This window comes from Streptosporangium sp. NPDC006013 (genome assembly GCF_040614275.1).
Lineage (GTDB): Bacteria > Actinomycetota > Actinomycetes > Streptosporangiales > Streptosporangiaceae > Streptosporangium.
Map to the genome: position 1 here is coordinate 1 of NZ_JBEXUE010000163.1, position 19318 is coordinate 19318.

The following is a 19318-nucleotide window of genomic DNA, read 5'->3' on the forward strand; positions in this document are numbered from 1 at the left end:
TGCGATCCACGTGCAGGGCCTGGAGAAGCCGCACAAGACGTCTAACGCGACCAGGTGGAACACATGATCAGCCGCCGCTCATGCCTGGATGAGGGTGAGAACGTTGCCGGCCGGGTCCTTGACCTGTGCCTTGACCACCCAGCCGTTGTCGGTCGGCGGCATGGTGACCGCGCCGCCCAGTTCGGCCGCGCGGCGGACCGCCTGCTCAAGGTCCGGGACCACCACGCCCAGGGTGACACCGGCCTGTTCGGTTTCGACGATCGCCCCGCCCAGCCCACCGGGCGTCTGCACCAGCGCATATCCCGGCCCCTTGCGGTTGATCTGCCAGTCCAGCAGATCGCCGTAGAAGCGGTGCAGGCCCGCGTCGTCCGGGCCGCCGATGTCGAAATGCGCCACCGCGTTCGCCGGGCGCACAGTCTGCTCGTTCATGTCGTGTCCTCCTGGGTCTCTTCGCTGTCCTGGGCTCGGACGGTGACCGGAAAAGCCTGCACGAGCAGATCGGCGAGCTGGTGAAGCCGTTCAGGGCAGGCCCGGTAGAGCCGATACGTCCGGTTGACCCTCATCGTGACCAAGCCGGTCTTGCGCAGCACCTTCAGGTGCTCCGAAACACTGGCCGGGGCCAGGCCGAGCCGGTCGGCCAGTTCTCCCGCACCACGCTCACGCTCCCAGACCTCGAAGAGGATGCGCCGACGGTGTCTGCCGGCCACGGCGCGCAGGAGTTCGTCGAGATCATCCGGCTCAGTCACGACGGCGATGTTATTTCGGATTATTCCGAAATAGCAAGTGGCCGGTCACACGCGTCGCCCCGTCAGGCGGGTGAACCTCGCCACACCGCGCATCCCCGGCACCGCCGACGAGAGAGCGCCCACCGCGTACCCGGCAGGCAGCCGAACGTCCGGCGAGCCCGGTGAAAGCGGGACACCGGCGGGCCTCACCGCCCCGCCTACCCGGAAAGCCGACGAACCTACGCCGATCCGCATAAGCCCGGTATGTGTCGCTTAGGGTGAAGGGCATGGACGCGACCAAGGTGATCATCGATACCGTCGACCGGTTCAAGCAGCGGCGTACCGCTCCACTGGTCCTTGAACTCGACCTCACCGAGGGCCTGACCGACGGCGCCCCGGCGGATCCGCTGGGCGCCCTCCTCGCGATGCGCAAGACGAGCCTGGCCGACGTGCTGGCCGGGCTCAAGCGCGCCAGGAAGGACGACCGGGTCAAGGCCCTGATCGTCAAGATCGGCACCCAGTCGCCGGGGCTCGCGGTCGTCCAGGAGCTCCGCCAGGCCGTCGCCCTCTTCCGGGCCTCGGGCAAGCTGACCGTCGCGTTCGCCGAGAGCTTCGGCGAGTTCAGCGGCGGCACCGTCCCCTACTACCTGGCCAGCGCCTTCGAGCGGGTCTACCTCCAGCCGTCCGGCGACGTCGGGCTCACCGGCGTCGCGATGGAGCAGCGCTTCCTGCGCGGCGCGCTGGGCAAGCTCGGCGTCGAGTACCAGCTCGGCCAGCGGCACGAGTACAAGACGGCCGCCAACACCTTCACCCAGGACCACATGACCGACGCCCACCGCGAGTCGATGGGCCGCATCACCGAGTCGGTCACCGAGCAGGTCGTGGCGGGCGTCGCCGAGGGGCGCGGGCTGGAGCCCGCCAGGGTACGCGAGCTGATCGACCAGGGCCCGTTCATCGGCGCCGAGGCCGTCGAGGCCGGGCTCGTCGACCGGATGGCCTACCGCGACGAGGTCTACGACGAGGTCAAGCGCGATGTCGGCGAGAACGCGCTGCTGCTGTACGTCGGCCGCTACGCCAAGGCGCTGACCGCGAAGAAGCTCCCGCACCCGGGCGAGCAGGCCGTCGCGCTGGTCCGCGGCAACGGCGCGATCCGGCTCGGCCGCAGCGGCCGCAGCCCGATGGGCGGCGGCGGCGCGATGGGTTCCGACACCGTCTGCGCGGCACTGCGCGCCGCCCGCCGCGACGACAGCGTCAAGGCGGTCGTCTTCCGGGTCGACAGCCCCGGCGGCTCGTACGTGGCCTCCGACGCCATCTGGCGCGAGGTGGTGCTCACCCGCAAGGCCGGCAAGCCCATCGTGATCTCGATGGGCGACCTGGCCGCCTCCGGCGGATACATGGTCTCGATGGCCGCCGACGTCATCGTGGCCCAGCCGGGCACGCTCACCGGCTCCATCGGCGTGTTCGGCGGCAAGGCGGTCATCGGCGGCCTGCTGGAGAAGATCGGCGTCACCTCGGAGATCGTCGGCGAGGGTGCCAACTCCGGGATGTTCTCCCCCACGAACGCCTTCTCCGAGGCGCAGTGGGCGCGGATCAACGCCTGGCTCGACCGGGTCTACGACGACTTCGTGAACAAGGTCGCCGAGGGGCGCGGCCTGACCCGCGAGCGCGCCCACGAGCTGGCCAAGGGCCGGGTCTGGACCGGGGCCGACGCCCTGAAGAACGGGCTCGTCGACGAGCTCGGCGGTCTGGAGGACGCCCTGGCCGTGGCCCGCAGGAAGGCCGGCCTGCCCGCCGACGCCCCGGTGCGCGCCTACCCCAGGCTCAACCCGCTGGAGCGGCTGCGCCCCGCGGAGTCCAGCGAGGACAAGGCCGCCGCGCTGGCTCAGGTCCGCGTGGAGGCATGGGGCCCCCTCGCCCATCTCGCGGGCGAGCTGGGCCTGCCCTCGTACGGACCGCTCATCCTGCCGGGCTCGTGGACGATCCGCTGACCGCGTTTTCTGCTGAGTAAGCCGCCGCGTCCGAACGCGGCGGCTCTTGCCCGTACGGGAGTTTCCCGCACGGAGGGACGCGCGGCCCGCCGGGTCAGCGGTAGCGACTCCGGTAGCGCGACAGCGGCAGAACGGACGCGTCGACGTAGTCGACCCCGAGGACCTTGGCGACGAAGAGGGTGTGGTCCCCGGCCGGGACGACCTTGACCGTCTCGGCCTCCAGCGCGGTGACGCCGCCGTCCACGATGAGGGCCCCGCTCAGCTCACCCCGGTGATGCGGCATGCCCGCGAGCAGCAGCCTGGCACCGGGACGGCCCGCGGTGGCGAACCGGCTGGCGACCGTCTTCTGCCCGGCCGACAGCACGCTGGCGGCCCAGCGGTCGTGCCGGAGCAGCAGTTCGTTGAGGTATCCGGCGTTGTCCAGGCTCACCATCACCAGCGGCGGGTCCAGCGAGATCGAGGTGAACGTGCCGACCGTGACCCCCACATCGTCCCGCTCGTCCTTCACCGTGACGACCGTCACCCCGGTCACCACCTGGGCCATGGACTCGACGAACTCGTTCATGGCGCCCATCATCCCGGAGCCGGGCGGAGGCGGAGCATCCGCCCGGCAAGGCCGTGGTCGCGCGGGACCGATCAGGGTTTCGCCAGGCAGGACAGCGACGGCACCGGACGGGTTCGATCATGACCGCTTCCGGCCAGGATCTCCCCATCGCACCCGGTCACTGATGGAGCGATGCCCTCATCATCAGCGGATGTCCGAAACCAGGTCTTAGCCGCTGTTCCTCATGGATACCACCACTTCTCACCGCGCGTGAGCTGGTCTTTTAAGAAAATCCCTCGAAGGTGAACCGTGCGAGACAACCGAAGGTGATTACGGCTTCCTCCTGCGTTGTCGTTTTTATCGCACCACTCCACAACCATGCGTCACATATCGCTCACGCATTCGACATCTCATCTTCTCAAACCTGACCGTAACGTCCTTTATTTCTTCCTTATGTAGATCTTGCGGATTTAAGTGATCTATATGTAGTTTCTGATCGTTTGCTCATACCTGATGCACTCTGAACCGTCAGCTCCGGTCTTGTCCGGGCTCCCTGACGGGCCGAGATAACGCGAGGACATTCGTTCTCGCGCTGACGTGTTCGGAGGATGACGGCGTATGCGCCGGAGTTTGTCGTGGACGTTTTCCGCAGGCGTGCGTACCTGGATGGCGGTTGCCGCCACCGTGGCCGTGACCCCGGGCCTGTTGCTGTTCCAGGCGGTTCCGGTGTCCGCCAAAGTGCAGCCGCCCGCACTTTTTCAGGGCTCTCCCGATACGCCCGAGCAGTTGACCGGCTCTGCGGCGGGATTTCCATCGCTGGTTGATTCCGCGGCCACGGCGACGACCGTGACCGGAGATTCCCCACCCGATGACGGCGGCAAAGGCGAGAAGAAGCCTTCGGGGACATTGCGGTCACTGGAGGGCGGTTCATCGGTTGATGTCAGGGACTTCAAACCGGCCGAGAAGAAGATCGTCCAGTCGTCGTCGAACAGAGCCGGGTCGGGAGTTCTCGCACCGGAGGCTCGCAACACGCTGTCCTTGATGAGCATGTGGGTGGTGGCCTACTCCCCCGATGATCAATCTCAGGTGGACACCCTCACCCCGGAGCTGAACGCCTACGGCTACAACACCGGGATCGGCAGCGGCTCGGTGGAGTACCAGTACAAGATCTGCCAACTGCTGGACAACGGCACCTTGGGCACGTGCACGCTGTCGGGGTGGCGCTCCTGGATCAGCCCGGCGTGGACGGTACCGGCGGGCAAGTTGGCGTGGGGCAAACGCTACGTCTGGGAGGTGACGGTCCGCGACACCGGCACCCAGGAGACCGGCACCCTGTCGGACCTGACCTTCGTCACCGGCGTCCGCCAGCCCCTGGCCGGTTCCCATCTGGCCGACCGGGGCGTCAACGGTCAGGAGTTCCACCAGCTCGCCGGCAACTACACCACCACCTTCACCGACGCCTCGGTCTCCACCTCAGGGCCGCCCCTGTCAGTGACGCGCTCGTACAACAGCCTGGACTCCCGGGTGGATGGAATGTTCGGGCCCGGCTGGTCGACCCGCTTCGACATGAGGATCCAGCCCGAGGGGGGCACCCCGCAGACCCTGCTGGTCACCTACCCCGATGGCCGCAAGCTCCGTTTCGCCGAAAAACCCGGCACCGCGGGCAGCCCGGTCTTCTTCCAGCCCCCGCCCGGCGTCCATGTCACGCTGGCCACGGCCGAGGGCGGCGGCTGGCGGCTGATGGACAAGTCATCGTTCTCCTACACCTTCGACGCCCAAGGGCGCCTGACCAAGCTGACCGACAAGCGTGGCCGTGCTCAGGACCTGCTCTACGACGCGGGCGGCAAGCTGACGAAGGTCACCGCGGCCGGTGGCCGGTCGCTGACCTTCACCTGGACCGGCGAGCACGTCACGGCCGTGGCCACCGACCCGGTCAACGGACAACCCCTCACCTGGTCCTACGCCTATGACGGGCAGCGTCTCAGCCAGGTCTGCTCACCGACGGCGGCTCCCAACTGCACCGTCTACGACTACGCGACCGGTTCTCGCTACCGGGCGAGCGTGCTCGATGACCGGCCGCTGGGCTACTGGCGGATGGGCGAGGTCCGCTCCGGCAACGACCCTGAGGGCGGCCCCTACACCTGCTTTCCCGATGAGACGGGCCAGAGTGGCTGCGCCTACTTCAAGACCGGAGTGCAAAGCGGCAGGCCAGGCGCGCTGACCGGCACCACGAACGCATCGGCCAACTTCCAGGGCAGCGGCACCTCCTCCGGCATCCAGCACTGGGGCCTGTTTCCGAAGATGGGCAAGAGCGTGTCGGTCGAGTCGTGGTTCAAGACCAGCGACTCGGGCTTCATCTTCTGGTCGGGCGGATTCAACACGTGGACCCCTTCCTCCTCCTTCAACGGGGTCCCGGGTCTTTACGTCGGGGTCGACGGCAAGCTGCGCGGGCAGCTGAGGGCGTCGTTCGAAGGGGCTCCCTACACCCCGGTCACCTCACCCCAGGCGGTCAACGACGGCCAGTGGCACCACGCGGTGATCACCTCCACCGGCGGCGTCACCAAGCTGTACGTCGACGGCGCCGCCGCGGGCTCGGCCAACGTGGGAGTGGAGTACAGCGAATGGATGGCCTCCACCGTCATCGGCAGCGGCAGCACCGACTCGCGGCTGCCCGGCTCCCCGGCGGGCCGTTCCAACCCCGCGGAGTTCGGCTTCAAGGGCCTCATCGACGAGGTCGCCGTCTACGACCGGGCACTGACGGCCGCCCAGGTCAGCGCCCACTACGCCGCCCGAGCCGAAGCGCCCTTCAAACTGAACAAGATCACCCTGCCGTCCGGGCGGGTGTGGATGTCCAACACCTACAACCCGGCCAACGACCGGGTCGCCACCCACGTCGACCAGCACGGCGGCACCTGGAAACTCGGTGAGCCGGTCCACGCCGACACCGGTGGCCTGACGACGGTCACGGTGACCGACCCGAACAACAACACCCTCGGCTATACGCACGACGCCCGGCGCGGCTACCGCCCGGTCAGCCGGACCGACCAGCTTCTCAAGGTCACCAAGTACGAGTACGACACCGGCGGATTCCTCGCCAAGGTCACCGACCCGAACAACAACGTCACCGAACAGGTCAACGACGCCCGCGGCAACGTCACCGCCGTCAAGACCTGCCGTGAGGCGACAAACTGTCAGCCGACCCGTCAGACGTTCTACCGCAACACCGCCGACGAGTTCGACCCGCGCAACGACCAGCTCACCGTGTCGCGGGACGCACGCTCAGCCGGCGCCACCGACAACACCTACGCCACCACGACCGAGTACACCACTCTTGGTGACGTGGCGAAGGTGACGACCCCGGCCACCTCGGACTTCCCCAGTGGACGCTCGGCGACCTTCACCTACACCGACGGCACCGAACCCGCCGTCGGTGGCGGCACCACCCCGGCGGGCCTGCGCAAGTCGGCCAAGGATTCCAAGGACAACGAGACGACCTACCGCTACACCGCCGCAGGGGACCTGGCCGAGCAGACCAGCCCGTCAGGATTGAAAATCCAGTTCGCTCATGACGCACTGGGGCGGGTGACCTCGCGCACGGAGATCTCGCAGGCCCACCCCGACGGGGTGGTCACGACCTCCACCTATGACGGGCTGGGCCGGGTGCTCACCCATACCGGTGCCGGAGTGAAAAACGAGATCACCAATGTGACGCACACCAGGCAGACCCGTTATGCCTACGACACCGACGGCAACAAACTCACCGAGACGGCCGTGGATCTGACCGGTGGTGATCCCGACCGGAAGATCAGTTACACCTACAACTCCGCCGGCCGGGTGGAAACGGTCACCGGCCCGGAAGGTGCCGTGGCCAGTGTCACCTGGAACACAGATGGAACCCGCGCCAGCATCACCGACGAGAAAGGGACGGTCTACACCTACGCCTACACCAAGCGTGGTGAACTGGCCTCCACAACGATCAAGAACTGGACCGGCAGCCCGGTCGCGCCTCAGGCCGCGCAAGATGTGGTGCTGGAGTCCTTCTCCTATGACCCTGCAGGCCGTCTGGCAGGTGAGGCCGACGCGATGGGTCGCAAAACCTCTTACACCTACTTCACCAACAACCGCCTGTCGGAGGTGATCGGTGACGACGTCCGACTGAACGGCTCCACCACCACAACGGACGTGGTGCTGGAGGCCAACACCTATGATGCGGCCGGCAACCTCACCAAGCAGGTGACCGGCGGCGGCAAGGCCACCGAGGACCATGTCTACGACGCGGCGGGGCGCCTGACCTCCACCACGTTCGATCCCGCCACGCTCAAACGCAAGACCGCCTACACCTATGACGCTGTCGGCAACGTCACCAAAGAGGACTTCACCGGTGCGGGCAGCACCAGAGTGGAATCCACTCTCTACGCCTACAACGCCCTGGGGCAGGTGACCCGCCAGACCGTGGAGAACGGCGCCGACGATCTGGTCTCCACCTGGTCCTACGACGACCGCGGCCTGGTCACCGAGGCGACCGACCCGCGGGGCAACGCCTCCGGCGCCACGCCTGCGGACTTCACCACCACAATGCGCTACGACCTCGCCGGGCAACTCGTGGAGGAGAAGTCCCCGCAGGTGAAGATCGACAAGGCCGGATCCGCCACCAACGAGCGACCCACGGTGAGATACGGCTACGACAGCGCCGGGCTCCTGACCCAGAACGTCGATGCCGAGGGGCGGGCCGTCACCTCGACGTTCGACAGGGCCAGCCGCCTGACCTCAACCACCTTGCCGTCCTACACCCCGCCGGGCGGCAGCTCGCTGACTCCCAAGGTCAGCTACGGCTACGACGCCGCCGGCCAGATGACCAGCTTCACCGACCAGCGAGGCCATGTCACCTCAGCCGAATACGATGCGCTGGGTCGTCAGGTCCGGGTGACCGACCCGGGTCCGTCCGGGCCCGGCGGTACATGGGTTTCGGAGTACGACCTGCTGGGCGAGCCGCTCGCGGTCATCGACCCCACCGGCGCGCGCAGAGAAGCCACCTACGATGATCTCGGCCGCAGAATCACCAACACCCAGATCGAGCGCAGGCCCACCACCGCCGCGCACACCACCACGCTGACCTACGACACCGCGGGCAACCTCACCAAGAGCGTCGCACCGGGTAACAAGACCACCAGCTACACGGTCAATGCCGCCGGGCAGGTCACCGCCATCACCGACCCGCTCAACAAAACATCCGCCATCGGATACGACTTCCTGGGCCGAACCGCCAAGGTGACTGACCCGCTGGGTAACGCCACCGAGGCCACCTATGACCTGGCCGGTCGTAAGACCGCGGCCAAGGACCTGAGCAGAACCGGAAGCACCGAAAGCGTCGTGCGCACGTTCGGCTTCGGCTACGACCCGGCCGGCAACCCGACCAGCACCACCTCCGCCGAAGGGCACGTCACCCAGCGGCAGTTCGACGCGCTGGGCCGAATGACCGCGTTGATCGAGCCGGTCTCCGCCAGCAAATCGATCACCTCGACGTTCGGCTACGACGCCACCGGCGCGCGCACCCGTACCACCGATGGCCGCGGCAACGCGACCTGGACCAGCTACAACACCCTCGGCCTGGTCGAATCGGTCATCGAGCCACCGACCACGACCCACCCCGGCGCGGCCGACCGGACCTGGACCACCATCTACGACGCGGCGGGCAATGCCGTCTCCACGCTGCAGCCGGGCGGAGTGCGTATCGACCGACAGTTCGACCCGCTCGGCCAGATGGTGAAGGAGACCGGCAGCGGTGCATCAGTGGCCACCCCCGAGCGCAACGTCACCTACGACCAAGCGGGCCGAGTGACCGCAATCGGCGACTACACCTTGGAGTACAACGACCGCAGCCTGCTGACCAAGGCATCCAAGGCGACCAATCAGATCGCTGCCTACACCTACGACGCCCTAGGCAACCCCACCCAGCGCATCGACGCCACCGGCACAGCGAACTACACCTGGGACAACGCCAGCCAACTGAAGACCGCCGGCGACCCGGTGACCGGACGCACCTGGACCTACGGCTACGACGACGCCGGCCGACTCACCACCAAGACCTCTGCGAGCCCGGTCAACACCCAGACCTACGTCTACGACGCCGTCGACCGGCCCACCTCCCAGACATTGAAGAACAGTTCCGGCACCGAGCTGTCGAAGATCGTCTATGAGTGGGACAAGGACGACAACCTCACTACCAAGACCACCACCGGCACCGCGGGAGCGGGCACCAACACCTACGGCTATGACCACGCCGGACGCCTCACCTCCTGGACCGCCCCCGGCGGCGCCACCACCGCCTATGAATGGGACGACTCCGGTAACCGCACCAAGGCCGGGGACAAGACCTTCGTCTACGACGAGCGCAACCGGCTTACCTCCGGCGCCGGAACCGACTACACCTACACCCCCCGTGGCACCGTGGCATCGGAGACCAAGGCCGGCGTCACCCGCAACCTCACCTTCGACGCCTTCGACCGTCTGATCTCCGACGGTGATGCCTCCTACGGCTACGACGCGCTGGGCCGGATGACGTCGCGCACCAAGGGGACAGAGCAGCAGCGCTTCACCTACTCGGGCCTGGAAAACGACATCGTCGCCGTCGCTGACGGCGCGGGCAGCACCCTGGCCAAGTACGGTCGCGACCCCTTCGGCGGCCTGCTCAGCCTGCAGGAAGGCGCCGGGCCGGCCCTCGGAACCATGACCGACCTACATGGCGACGTGGTGGGCACCTTCTCCGGCACCGCACTGGTCGACTCGGCCGCCTACGACCCGTTCGGCGAGGTCACCCACCGCTCCGGCACTCAGCGCACACTGGGCTACCAGGGCGAGTACACCGACCCGGACACCGGCAAGGTCAACATGCACGCCCGCTGGTACCAGCCCGGCACCGGCACTTTCGCCTCCCGCGACGACTGGACCCTTGAGCCGAGTCCATCGATCCAAGCGAACCGATATACCTATGGCAATGGCAGTCCGCTGGTCCATATTGATCCCAGTGGGCATTTCCCTCTTTGCCTCTGGCCTTGGCACCCCCTTTGCCCGCATGTGACATTTCACAAAAATCCCCCGAAGCCGCCTGGCAAAGCCACCGCGTCAGGCACTGCCGGAGGCGCCCCCGTAGGCAACAGCGCGACAAGCACTACCGGAAGCACCCCCAGAGGCAAAGCCAGCGCGACAAGCACTACCGGAAGCACCTCCAGAGGCAAAGCCAGCGCGACAAGCACTACCGGAAGCGCCCCCAGAGGCAGTAATCCTTGTTATAGCTGCGGCAGCGGTCCTGCACCTAAGCCGAAACCTAAGCCAGTAGAGCCACCGTATAAGCCTGACTTCGACCCGAACAGCAAGGACTTCATAAACGATCCGAACAACGCAACCAAAGATCGGAATCCACCTACTCCTGACGAACTCCACTGTAATTACGGCCGGGAACGCCCGGAGAACTTCGGTGGCTGTACCGGCGGAATCGATATCATTGGTGGTGGTGGCGGCGGTAACGGCGGCGGCGGGATTCCTTGCGAGCAGTGGAATCCTGGAAACTGCGGCGAACCGAGCTCCGTAAAGCCGGTAGGTTACACGCCATCTGATTCGCCCACGACCCTGATCTATCCCCAGGAGCCTCCATCCACCCTGCAAAACCTCGCGGACGGATGCTCGGGTACTTTCCTGTGCGACTTCTTTATCGGAGACGCGCTCAACTGCGCAGCCAACCCGTCCTTGGGCAGCTGTGCGATGGGGGTGATCGGATTCATCCCCGGCGGGAAAGTCGCCGCGACGGCAGCCAAGCTGGGCAGCAAGCTCGCCAAGGGAGCAAAGGGTGCCGCTAAAGCTTGCAGACGCCATAGCTTCATAGCGGGCACTCTCGTCCTGATGGCCGACGGAACCCAAAAACCGATCGAAGACGTCAAGGTCGGCGAGTACGTGCTCGCCACCGACCCCGAAACCGGCCGCACCGAAGCCCGGGCCGTCACCGTCCTGATCTCAGGAGAAGGCACCAAGAACCTCGTCAAGATCACCGTGGACATCGACGGCAGCAGAGGTAACACCACCGCCCCGATCACCGCGACGGACATACACCCCTTCTGGGTTCCTTCTCTACGCGAGTGGGTCGACGCCAGCGAACTCCAGCCCGGCATGTGGCTGCAGACCTCAGCCGGCACCCACGTCCAGATCACCGCCATCAAGAAGTGGACCGCCCCCCAACGCGTCCACAACCTGACAGTCGACGACATCCACACTTACCATGTCCTGGCAGGTAACCAAGCCGTACTCGTTCACAACTGCAATCGCCATCCCGACCATCGCTCGAGGCTGGAGTTCACAGACACTGAACGTCAGAAGGTGTATGACGAGAACGCGGCCAAGAATGGCGGTAATTATAAGTGCGAATATTGTGGTCGGGATGTTGAGCGTAGACCATCACGATTGCCCGATGGTACCCCCGTCCCCGGGAGGCCGGACGATGCTCAAATTGATCATCGCATCCCGCGGGCAAGCGGCGGTTGCGGTTCCGCCCACAATGGTTGCGTGGCTTGCAGGACATGCAATCGCGACAAATCGACAAAGTCGCTTGAAGAGTGGGATGATGAATTGCGAGACTTCCTCGATTAGAGGTATATAAAGTGAGTGCATACGAAGCCCGACATCCGACAGGATCCAAGGAACGGCTTTTCAAAGTTGCATTCGACCTTCCAGAAGAAGCTTCAGAATGGCCTCCAGTATCAACGGAACGCCTATGGACAGAAAAGACGGATATTAAATTTGAAGCCCGCGTACTTAACACACCTTTCTTCGTCCGAGGTATTTCCTGGGGCGATGTGATCCGCGTTCGCGCGGATCACGCTCGCCGCGAGCTTGTTTTCGAAGAATTCATGGCAGAGTCCGGGCATTCAACTGCACATATCATCCTCATGGATCTTTCAATTCAAAAAATGATCGAAGACACTTTCGCGACTGCGGGATGTTCATGGGAGACCAGCGGGATTGAGTCATACATGGCGATTGACATTCCACCGGCTACTCACTACGGGGATCTACGAGGGCAGTTGCTAGAAATGAAGGGGTCCAAATTGATTGGAGTTCAGGAAAGTGCGATTTCCAGGCTTCATCGCGGCCAGCTTTCAGAGTTTCCGTAAAAACTGCCGATGATTTCAAAGAAAGAATTACAATCGCTCAGCGCCTTTGACCGCCGTACGAGCCATCATGGCAGCTTCCCGAGGATCTCCCACGTTGGCCATCTGATAGCTCAACGAGGACAGTAGATTGGCCGCCGTCGGCTCATCTCCGGCGACATGCGCGGCTTGGATGCCTTTGACGTAGTAGGTACGAGCGCGACCGTACAGTCCCGCGTCAGAGGTCATCCATCCCGCGAGCTGACAGAGTTCTCCCACGGCTTTCAAGAGTCGGCGGCCCACGTCTTCGCTGTAGGCGGCCTCCCTGGCGACCGTAGCGGTGGCCTCCAACTCCTGGGAGACGAGCGCGTGCAGGTCCGTGCCGCCCACGTAGTCATCGAGGTGCCGCAAATGGTCAACCCGGTTCTCGATCTTGTCGATCAGTGAGTGACCGATACGACGTCCCGCCCGGATCTCATGAAGCTGTGGCGGCTCCACGATCAGCCACTCATGGGCAACACGGAGCGCGGACTCCTCCGACATGGCCTCGCTCTCGACGACCAGCCCGGCAGCCATCGCCTCATTGTTCTCTCGCGTCCAGCCGTCACTGAACAACGTCAGGCGATCGCCCTTCATGCTCGGCGGAGTGACACCCAGCCGCTTGGCGCGGGACAGGACAACCGCCTGGTCGAGCACCGCCAGCGGGAGGTCCAGCACGATGCTCAACCATGGCAGCCAGGCCAGGGGCAACCGCGCGCTCCCAGCGGGAGACCTCGTTGCGAGTGATCGTGGCCTGCCCGGACACCCGGGCGATCCGGTCGGCGAGGCTTGCCTGCGTAAGCCCCTTGGCCTACCGGGCCTGCTTGATCAGCTCTTCGATTCCCAGGTTCATGGGATACCGGAGACCGGACGTTTTAAAGAATGTGCATGCGGACGCCGAGGCGGCGGATGCGTTCTCTGTAGCTATAGCGCTCAAGGTCCAGCAGGGTTCGTACGGCCTGGCGGGCCATGGGGTGGTTGCGGATGAGGAGGGGGCCGCCCTCTCCGCGTGTTCCAGTTCGGCCGTGGCGGCCTCGCGGTGGCCGCACCAGAGCAGGCCTCGGGCGTAGTCGAGATGGTGGCATCCGACGCGGTTGGCCTGGAGGCCCTTCGGGAGCCGGACCGTCTTTCCCCGGCTCACGGCCTGGGGGCCGTCGTCGAGTTCGACCGCGACGGCGACCCCATGGATGTCGACGTTGGTCTGGCTGGTGCACAGCTCGTAGTAGTTGGTGCGCTGGCGCGAACCAAGCCTGGTGACCGCCTCGGCCGCGAGCCGGTGGCGTGACCAGGCCTCGTCGGCATCGTTCTTCCGCGCCGCGGTGATCGCGGCTCGTAGTTGGAGCCCGCCCCAGACGGCCAGCACCTCGGCTTGACCTGCCGTGTAGTCGTCCTCGATGTTCGCGCATGCCTTGTCAAGCACGGCGAGCGCGTCGTTCCACGACGTGCTGGCCCACAGGCCGCGTACCTGCAGGTAGGTGAACACGGCCTCGTTGCAGGGGCCGCCCGCCTGCTCCCCGGCCCAGCGGACCCGATTGGTGGCGGTCAGGGAGAGGTCCGCGTAGCCGAGGTTGTAGACCACCGAGTCGGCTGCCAGGTAGGTCGGGCCGAGGTGCTCGACCGCCTTGCTGAGGCGGTCGGTGTCGTGGCCGCGCTCGCCGAGTTGGAAGGTGCGTCGGGCGGTGTCGGCGTTGCGTGCGGTGAAGAACACCGCATGCAACGCTGCCGGGCCGGTGGCCACGGCCAGGGCGTTGCCGCGGATCGCCGTCGGCGCGGCCGCCCGGTCCTTGTCTGCGGCGGCGTAGTCGAGGTCCTCCAGCCCCCAGGTGGATCCCGGGCCCAGCGTCCGTACCGGTGCTGGGACCGCCACCAGCACCGGACGGGTCGCGCCGTCGGCCGGGCGGCCCCCCTCTGGCATCATGGTCATCGGCCGACGCGACGGGAGCAGTTCCATATGCATGTCGAGACGTATGGTCCCGCCGGTGCCCCGCCCGTGCTCCTGCTGCACGGTGGCGGTGTCGCCGGTTGGATGTGGGAGCCGGTGCGGGAACGTCTCGCGCACGACCACCGGGTGATCGTCCCGGACCTGCCCGGCCACGACCGCAGCGCGGACGAGACGTATCACTCCCATGCCCGCACCGCCGAAGCCTTGACGAAGCTCCTGCACGACGTGGGCGGTCGCGTCTCCGTCGCCGGGTTCTCCCTGGGCGCGCAGCTGACGGTCCTGCTCGCCGCACACCAGCCCGAGCTCGTGGAACGCGTGGTCGTGGTCAGCGCGCAGGCCAAGCCCATCGCGGCCGCCGGGTTCACCCTCGGCCTGCTCGGCGCCACCGCCGGGCTCGCCCGGCAGCGGTGGTTCGCCAGGTTGCAGGCCAAGCAGCTGTTCATCCCCGACCCGCTGCTCGACGACTACATCCGCACGTCCGCGAGCGTCTCGAAGCAGACCCTGCTCGCCGCGGTCGGCGAGAACCTGCGCTTCACGCCGCCGCCCGCGTGGTCGCGTTTCCCCCGCGAGGCGCTGATCCTCGCCGGCGGGCGTGAACGGGGCCTGATGCGGGAGTCGGCCCGCGTGCTGCACGAAGCCCTGCCGGGCAGCGAGCTGGAAATCGTGGCGGACTGCGGGCACGGCATCCCGCTGCAACGGCCCGGCTGGTTCGCAGACCGGGTGCGTGACTGGCTCGGCGCATGACCCGTCCACCGAGCCGCACCCCTGGGCGCTCGACGCCAGAGTAAATGACGGAACCGGCCGAGCGGCCACGGGAACCCGTCGTCACGGTGGCCTTCCTCCCCACGGCGTACTGATCACCGTCCAGGACCTCGGCGCCTCGGAGATTCCCTGCACGAGAGAGCCCGGATCGGACGCCACCGGCGGCCGAGGGCTCCTGCTCGTCAACGACCTCGCCACCCGCTGGGGATTTCACCGCGACTCGATCGGAACCGTCATCTGGTTCGAACTCGGCCCGACCGAATGAGCCGCGACAAGAGACCGGGCCGACAAGATGCCTGTCAGCATCGGCGGTTTTTAAGTAGCGTGAAGTGATGTTCTTCGATCCCGTACCGACGGAACAGGAACCCATCGCCCGCCCTGAGCTCCCGCCGTGGTCCGCGCCGCCCTCGCAGGAGATCGGAGCGGTGCTCGCGGTCGAGCGGGTGGTGGCCCGGAGTGCGAACGTCGTGGTACTCCTGCCGACGATCCGGGTCTTCAGCACCGGCTGCATGCTGGATGTGGAGATCGCGTCCAGGCAGGGTGACCTGCCCGCCGAGGACTGGTGGTACGTGCAGCTGGCCGGGGCCCCGATCGCCCAGGCGTTCGGGCGCGGCAACCGACCGGACTCGCTGTTGCGGCTGGGCGTGCGGTTCGCCGACGGCACGAAGGTCACCACCCTCGAATGGGCACAGAGCACAAAGAGCGCCTCCGGCGATCCGCCGTCCGGGCCGCTGCTGTCCTGGCTTCCGATGGGCAGCGGCATGCGCGGCGGCGAGTTCGGATTCAACAACTTCGGGCTGTGGCTGTGGCCGTTGCCCCCGGCCGAGAACTTCGAGTTCGCCGTGGAGTGGCCACTGGGCGGCGTCGAACTGACGACCGTCGAACTCGACGGCGCGGCCATCGTCTCCGCCTCCGGCCGCTCGGCGCACTGCTGGCCGGACTCCACCGGGTAGAGCCGTTAAGTTGAGTCGGCGACCGTCCCAGCAGTCGTGACAGGGTGCACGAATGGCGACGAACCGCGAGTACTCCCCCCATCTCCATCCCACCGGATTCAAACCGTGGTCGGACACCACTCCGGCCCACAGAGATCTCCTCGCGGCGAAAGCGCTTGTCTACGACCCCTGCGGGTTCACCTGCTCGCAGCCGGTCCCAGAAACCGAGGGTGCCGCGTACGCCGCCCACGCCTTCACCCTTGACGGAATCGCCATCCGATTCCGCGCAGCCAAGACGACCCCCACCAAGGTCGGCCAGTTCGTCACCGTATGGAAGAGGTCCCCGGGCGGGCCCATCCAGCCTTTCGACGCGACCGACCCCGTCGACCTCTTCGTCGTCAGCACCCGCGACCATCACCACTTCGGCCAGTTCGTCTTTCCCGTGGACGCGCTCTGCCAACGCGGTGTCGTGTCAATAAACGGTTCCGGTGGGAAACGAGCCTTCCGCGTCTACCCGCCCTGGGTGACCACCACCAACCGCCAGGCCGGCACTGCTCAGGCGTGGCAGCTGGACCACTTCCTGCACCTGCCCCAGGACCGCCCCATCGACTCCGCCCGCGCCCAAGAGCTCTACCACCCGCCGGGGTGACACGATCGCTGATCGCCTACGACCTCTAATCATTCGGAATGACTCGTCCAGTACCGTGACAGGCGTTTCCGTACTATTCGAACGTTCTCGCTCCGCACCGGCCGGCGCGGAGCGCGCACAAAGCAGATGCGTTCCCAGTAGCTGTGGCGCTCAAGATCCTCCGCCAGGGCGGGGGTGCCGGGGTGCACGGTGAATTCGGCCCGCACCGTGCCGATGCCGCCGTCTGTTCCCGAGTGCTGCCGGACGGTGGCCGCGACCACTGAGGTCGCGTCGGCGGCGGGAAAGGTCAGGCGGAGGATCCCGTCCGCCGCGTGGTGGTGACTCGCGGGGGTGAAGCCCTCCAGGAACCGGATGCTGGAGGCGAGCGAGAAGAGCCCGGCCGGGACGAAGGAGACGGCGGTCGCGGTCAGCCTCCGTGTGCGGTGAGCATGTAGCCCTCCGGGCCCTCGAAGGAGAACACCGGCCCGAAGGGGCTGTCCGTCATCGGGGTGAGGATCTTGATCCCGGCGGCGGTGAGCTGGTCGTGGAGCTTGTGAGCGTCGGAGGTCTGGAACCAGAGCGCCACTCCGAGGCCGGGCCGTGCCGTGTCGGCGAGGTCGATGCCCGGGAGAAGCTCGCGGATGGCGAACGGGGTCGGCTTGGTGTCGAACACGACCGCGTGCGGCGGCGAAACCGCGGCCCGACGCAGGCCCAGGTGTTGCTCGCAGAAGGCCGCTGCCGCATCCACGTCGCGGACTTGCAGAGCGACGAAGTCGGGACCGTCGATGGTGACAGGCATGGGTATCCCTCGATCTTTATGTCAGAACTTTGACATTGTTGAGGCTAGGACACCGAGGCGGCTATGTCAAAATACTGACATGATGGAGAGCATGCCGGCCGAGCCGCCCCGCCTCGCGAAGGACGTCACCCAACATGTGGGATACCTGCTTAAACGCGCCCAGGCTGCCCTGCGCGGCGCCATGGACAAGGTCTTGCGCGAGCACGGGCTGACCGTGCCGCAGTACGCCACTCTCGAACTCCTGGCCCTGCACCCCGGTATGTCGAACTCCGACCTCGCCCGCGCGACCTTCGTCACCCGGCAGTCCGGAAACGTCGTCCTGCGGGGCCTGCAGGAAGCGGGACTGATCACCCGCCCCGCCACCGCCGACCACGGCCGCATCCGGCCCGCCCACCTCACCGAGGAGGGCTACACACGCCTCGCCGCGGTTCAGGCTGCCGTCTACGCCATCGAACGGCGCATGGTCAAGGCGATCCCGCCGCAACGCATGGCAGTGCTCCTCACCGACCTTGACCACATCGCGGCGGCCCTGGAGGAATGACCCGCCGACCTCTTGCGGGGGCGCCCCTTGCCGGGCGGCCGACCCCGCTGGGGGACGCGATCGCCCACCATGGGCGGATCGCCGAGTCCCTGCACATCCTGCGTCTGGCCGACGAGCCCGGCTACCGCGCCGGATCAAGGCGCAGGCCGACCTCCAGGAGGGCCGCCACGCGCTCGCCCGGAAGATCTTCCACGGCAAGGCCGGGCAGCTCTAGGGGGGCCGGCTGTCAGGCGGTGTGTCGCGGCGATGGAAGGCAAGGGCGGGTCATAGCCGTGTGGCCGTGCGGATCAGCCCGGCGAGGTCGAGGGAGCGGCTGTGCGCGGGCCAGGCGATGTGGGTGACGACGGGGGGTGCGTCGGTCAGGGGGACGGCGGTGTGCTCGGCCCATAGCCAGGCGCGGGCGGAGTCGGGGAAGACGGCCACGGTGCGTCCGAGGGCGATCAGCTGGGCCAGCTGCGTCTGGTCGTGGATCTCGGGGCCCGGGCCGGGTGGGTAGGTGCCGTGGCGGGACCAGCGGGCGAGCGGAAGATCGGGGATGTCGCTGACGTCGGCCAGGGACAACGTCCTGTGCGCGGCGAGGGGGTGCCCGGCGGGCAGGATAGCGATCTGCCCCTCGGTCATCAGTTCCTCGCTGTCGAACCCGGCGAGGGAGTTGAACGGCGCGTGCATGAGCGCCACATCAGCGCGGCCATCGCGCAGCATCTCTCCCTGCTCACACGTGCCGCTCGGCAGCACCTCGATCTCGGCGGCGTCGGGCTCGGCCGCATAGGCGTCGAGGAGCTTCTGCAGCAGCTCGTGAGACGCGCCGGCCTTCACCGCCAGTACCAGGCGGTTGCGGGGGCCGCCCGGGCTGTCGGCGGCACCGGCGCGGCGGGTGCGGCGAGCGGCGGCGGTGGTCGCGTCGAGGGCTGCGCGGCCCTCGTGCAGCAGCATCTCCCCGGCGCCGGTCAGGGCGACACCGCGGCGGTTGCGTTCCAGCAGGCGGACGCCGAGGCGCCGCTCGAGCTGCTGGATCGCCCGGGACAGCGGCGGCTGGGCCATGCCGAGGCGCTCGGCGGCGCGGCCGAAGTGCAGTTCCTCGGCGACGGCGATGAAGTACCTCAGCTCGCGAGTCTCCAAGGTGTCCACGGCCAAAGCATACCCCGGTGATACCTGCCGGGTATGACAGGGCGCCGTGTCGGTATTGGATGCGCCGCCCGTCGGCGAGCGAACATCGACGGCATGGGCGAAGCGAAGTCCGCGCCGGGGGCCGGGGGCGGCAAGCGGTGCCGGTGTCGGACG

General features: G+C 66.9%; 16 protein-coding genes. 8 read left to right on the forward strand and 8 right to left on the reverse strand.

Annotated elements, in window-relative coordinates:
* Nucleotides 1–78 precede the first annotated feature (78 nt).
* Together ABZ260_RS24030 and ABZ260_RS24035 are read right to left on the reverse strand one after the other, a co-directional pair.
* A complete protein-coding gene (locus ABZ260_RS24030) occupies nucleotides 79–429 on the reverse strand; it encodes a VOC family protein (RefSeq protein ID WP_355621592.1) in 351 nt (116 codons plus the stop codon).
* The gene (locus ABZ260_RS24035; RefSeq protein WP_355621595.1) at nucleotides 426–746 is read right to left on the reverse strand and encodes a metalloregulator ArsR/SmtB family transcription factor; all 321 of its coding nucleotides are present in this window, start codon (nucleotides 744–746) and stop codon (nucleotides 426–428) included. The genes ABZ260_RS24030 and ABZ260_RS24035 overlap by 4 nt, the downstream gene beginning before the upstream one ends.
* Before the next feature lie 266 nt (nucleotides 747–1012).
* Here ABZ260_RS24035 and sppA point away from each other — a divergent pair, with 266 nt between their 5' ends.
* On the forward strand, nucleotides 1013–2713 hold the full coding sequence (gene sppA, locus ABZ260_RS24040; protein ID WP_355621598.1) for a signal peptide peptidase SppA: 1701 nt from the start codon (nucleotides 1013–1015) through the stop codon (nucleotides 2711–2713).
* Between the two features lie 94 nt (nucleotides 2714–2807).
* Here the strand turns inward: sppA and ABZ260_RS24045 are convergent, their stop codons facing one another.
* Together ABZ260_RS24045 and ABZ260_RS24050 are read right to left on the reverse strand one after the other, a co-directional pair.
* Nucleotides 2808–3278 (reverse strand): flavin reductase family protein, encoded by a 471-nt coding sequence (locus ABZ260_RS24045; RefSeq protein WP_355621601.1) that lies wholly within the window; start codon nucleotides 3276–3278, stop codon nucleotides 2808–2810.
* A 737-nt stretch (nucleotides 3279–4015) separates the two neighbouring features.
* A complete protein-coding gene (locus ABZ260_RS24050) occupies nucleotides 4016–4306 on the reverse strand; it encodes a hypothetical protein (RefSeq protein WP_355621603.1) in 291 nt (96 codons plus the stop codon).
* Between ABZ260_RS24050 and ABZ260_RS24055 the strand changes: the two genes are divergently transcribed.
* Nucleotides 4299–11894, forward strand: coding sequence for a polymorphic toxin-type HINT domain-containing protein (locus tag ABZ260_RS24055; protein WP_355621605.1), 7596 nt, complete (start codon nucleotides 4299–4301; stop codon nucleotides 11892–11894). The genes ABZ260_RS24050 and ABZ260_RS24055 overlap by 8 nt on opposite strands.
* A gap of 11 nt (nucleotides 11895–11905) precedes the next feature.
* Complete coding sequence (locus ABZ260_RS24060) at nucleotides 11906–12418, forward strand: DUF4265 domain-containing protein (RefSeq protein WP_355621608.1); 513 nt, start codon at nucleotides 11906–11908, stop codon at nucleotides 12416–12418.
* Between the two features lie 27 nt (nucleotides 12419–12445).
* Here the strand turns inward: ABZ260_RS24060 and ABZ260_RS24065 are convergent, their stop codons facing one another.
* Together ABZ260_RS24065 and ABZ260_RS24070 are read right to left on the reverse strand one after the other, a co-directional pair.
* Entirely contained in the window at nucleotides 12446–13120 is a 675-nt protein-coding gene (locus ABZ260_RS24065; RefSeq protein WP_355621610.1) for a hypothetical protein, read from the reverse strand.
* 124 nt (nucleotides 13121–13244) lie between these two features.
* Nucleotides 13245–14357 carry a hypothetical protein gene (locus ABZ260_RS24070; RefSeq protein WP_355621613.1) on the reverse strand — a complete coding sequence of 371 codons (1113 nt, stop codon included), beginning with the start codon at nucleotides 14355–14357 and terminating at the stop codon, nucleotides 13245–13247.
* Nucleotides 14358–14384: 27 nt separating this feature from the next.
* Here ABZ260_RS24070 and ABZ260_RS24075 point away from each other — a divergent pair, with 27 nt between their 5' ends.
* From ABZ260_RS24075 to ABZ260_RS24090, 4 genes are all read left to right on the forward strand, one after another.
* The gene (locus tag ABZ260_RS24075) at nucleotides 14385–15119 is read left to right on the forward strand and encodes an alpha/beta hydrolase (RefSeq protein WP_355621616.1); all 735 of its coding nucleotides are present in this window, start codon (nucleotides 14385–14387) and stop codon (nucleotides 15117–15119) included.
* Nucleotides 15100–15402 carry an ATP-binding protein gene (locus ABZ260_RS24080; RefSeq protein ID WP_355621619.1) on the forward strand — a complete coding sequence of 101 codons (303 nt, stop codon included), beginning with the start codon at nucleotides 15100–15102 and terminating at the stop codon, nucleotides 15400–15402. The genes ABZ260_RS24075 and ABZ260_RS24080 overlap by 20 nt, the downstream gene beginning before the upstream one ends.
* A gap of 67 nt (nucleotides 15403–15469) precedes the next feature.
* Nucleotides 15470–16090 (forward strand): hypothetical protein, encoded by a 621-nt coding sequence (locus ABZ260_RS24085; protein WP_355621622.1) that lies wholly within the window; start codon nucleotides 15470–15472, stop codon nucleotides 16088–16090.
* A gap of 52 nt (nucleotides 16091–16142) precedes the next feature.
* Entirely contained in the window at nucleotides 16143–16718 is a 576-nt protein-coding gene (locus tag ABZ260_RS24090) for a MepB family protein (protein ID WP_355621625.1), read from the forward strand.
* 406 nt (nucleotides 16719–17124) lie between these two features.
* On the opposite strand, the gene ABZ260_RS24095 is transcribed toward ABZ260_RS24090, so the two are convergent.
* Nucleotides 17125–17496 (reverse strand): VOC family protein, encoded by a 372-nt coding sequence (locus ABZ260_RS24095; protein WP_355621628.1) that lies wholly within the window; start codon nucleotides 17494–17496, stop codon nucleotides 17125–17127.
* A gap of 79 nt (nucleotides 17497–17575) precedes the next feature.
* Here ABZ260_RS24095 and ABZ260_RS24100 point away from each other — a divergent pair, with 79 nt between their 5' ends.
* Nucleotides 17576–18037: a MarR family transcriptional regulator gene (locus tag ABZ260_RS24100; RefSeq protein ID WP_355621631.1), complete on the forward strand. Its 462-nt coding sequence runs from the start codon at nucleotides 17576–17578 to the stop codon at nucleotides 18035–18037.
* Nucleotides 18038–18301: 264 nt separating this feature from the next.
* Here ABZ260_RS24100 and ABZ260_RS24105 read toward each other — a convergent pair whose 3' ends face one another.
* Nucleotides 18302–19165 carry a LysR family transcriptional regulator gene (locus ABZ260_RS24105; protein ID WP_355621634.1) on the reverse strand — a complete coding sequence of 288 codons (864 nt, stop codon included), beginning with the start codon at nucleotides 19163–19165 and terminating at the stop codon, nucleotides 18302–18304.
* Nucleotides 19166–19318 lie beyond the last annotated feature (153 nt).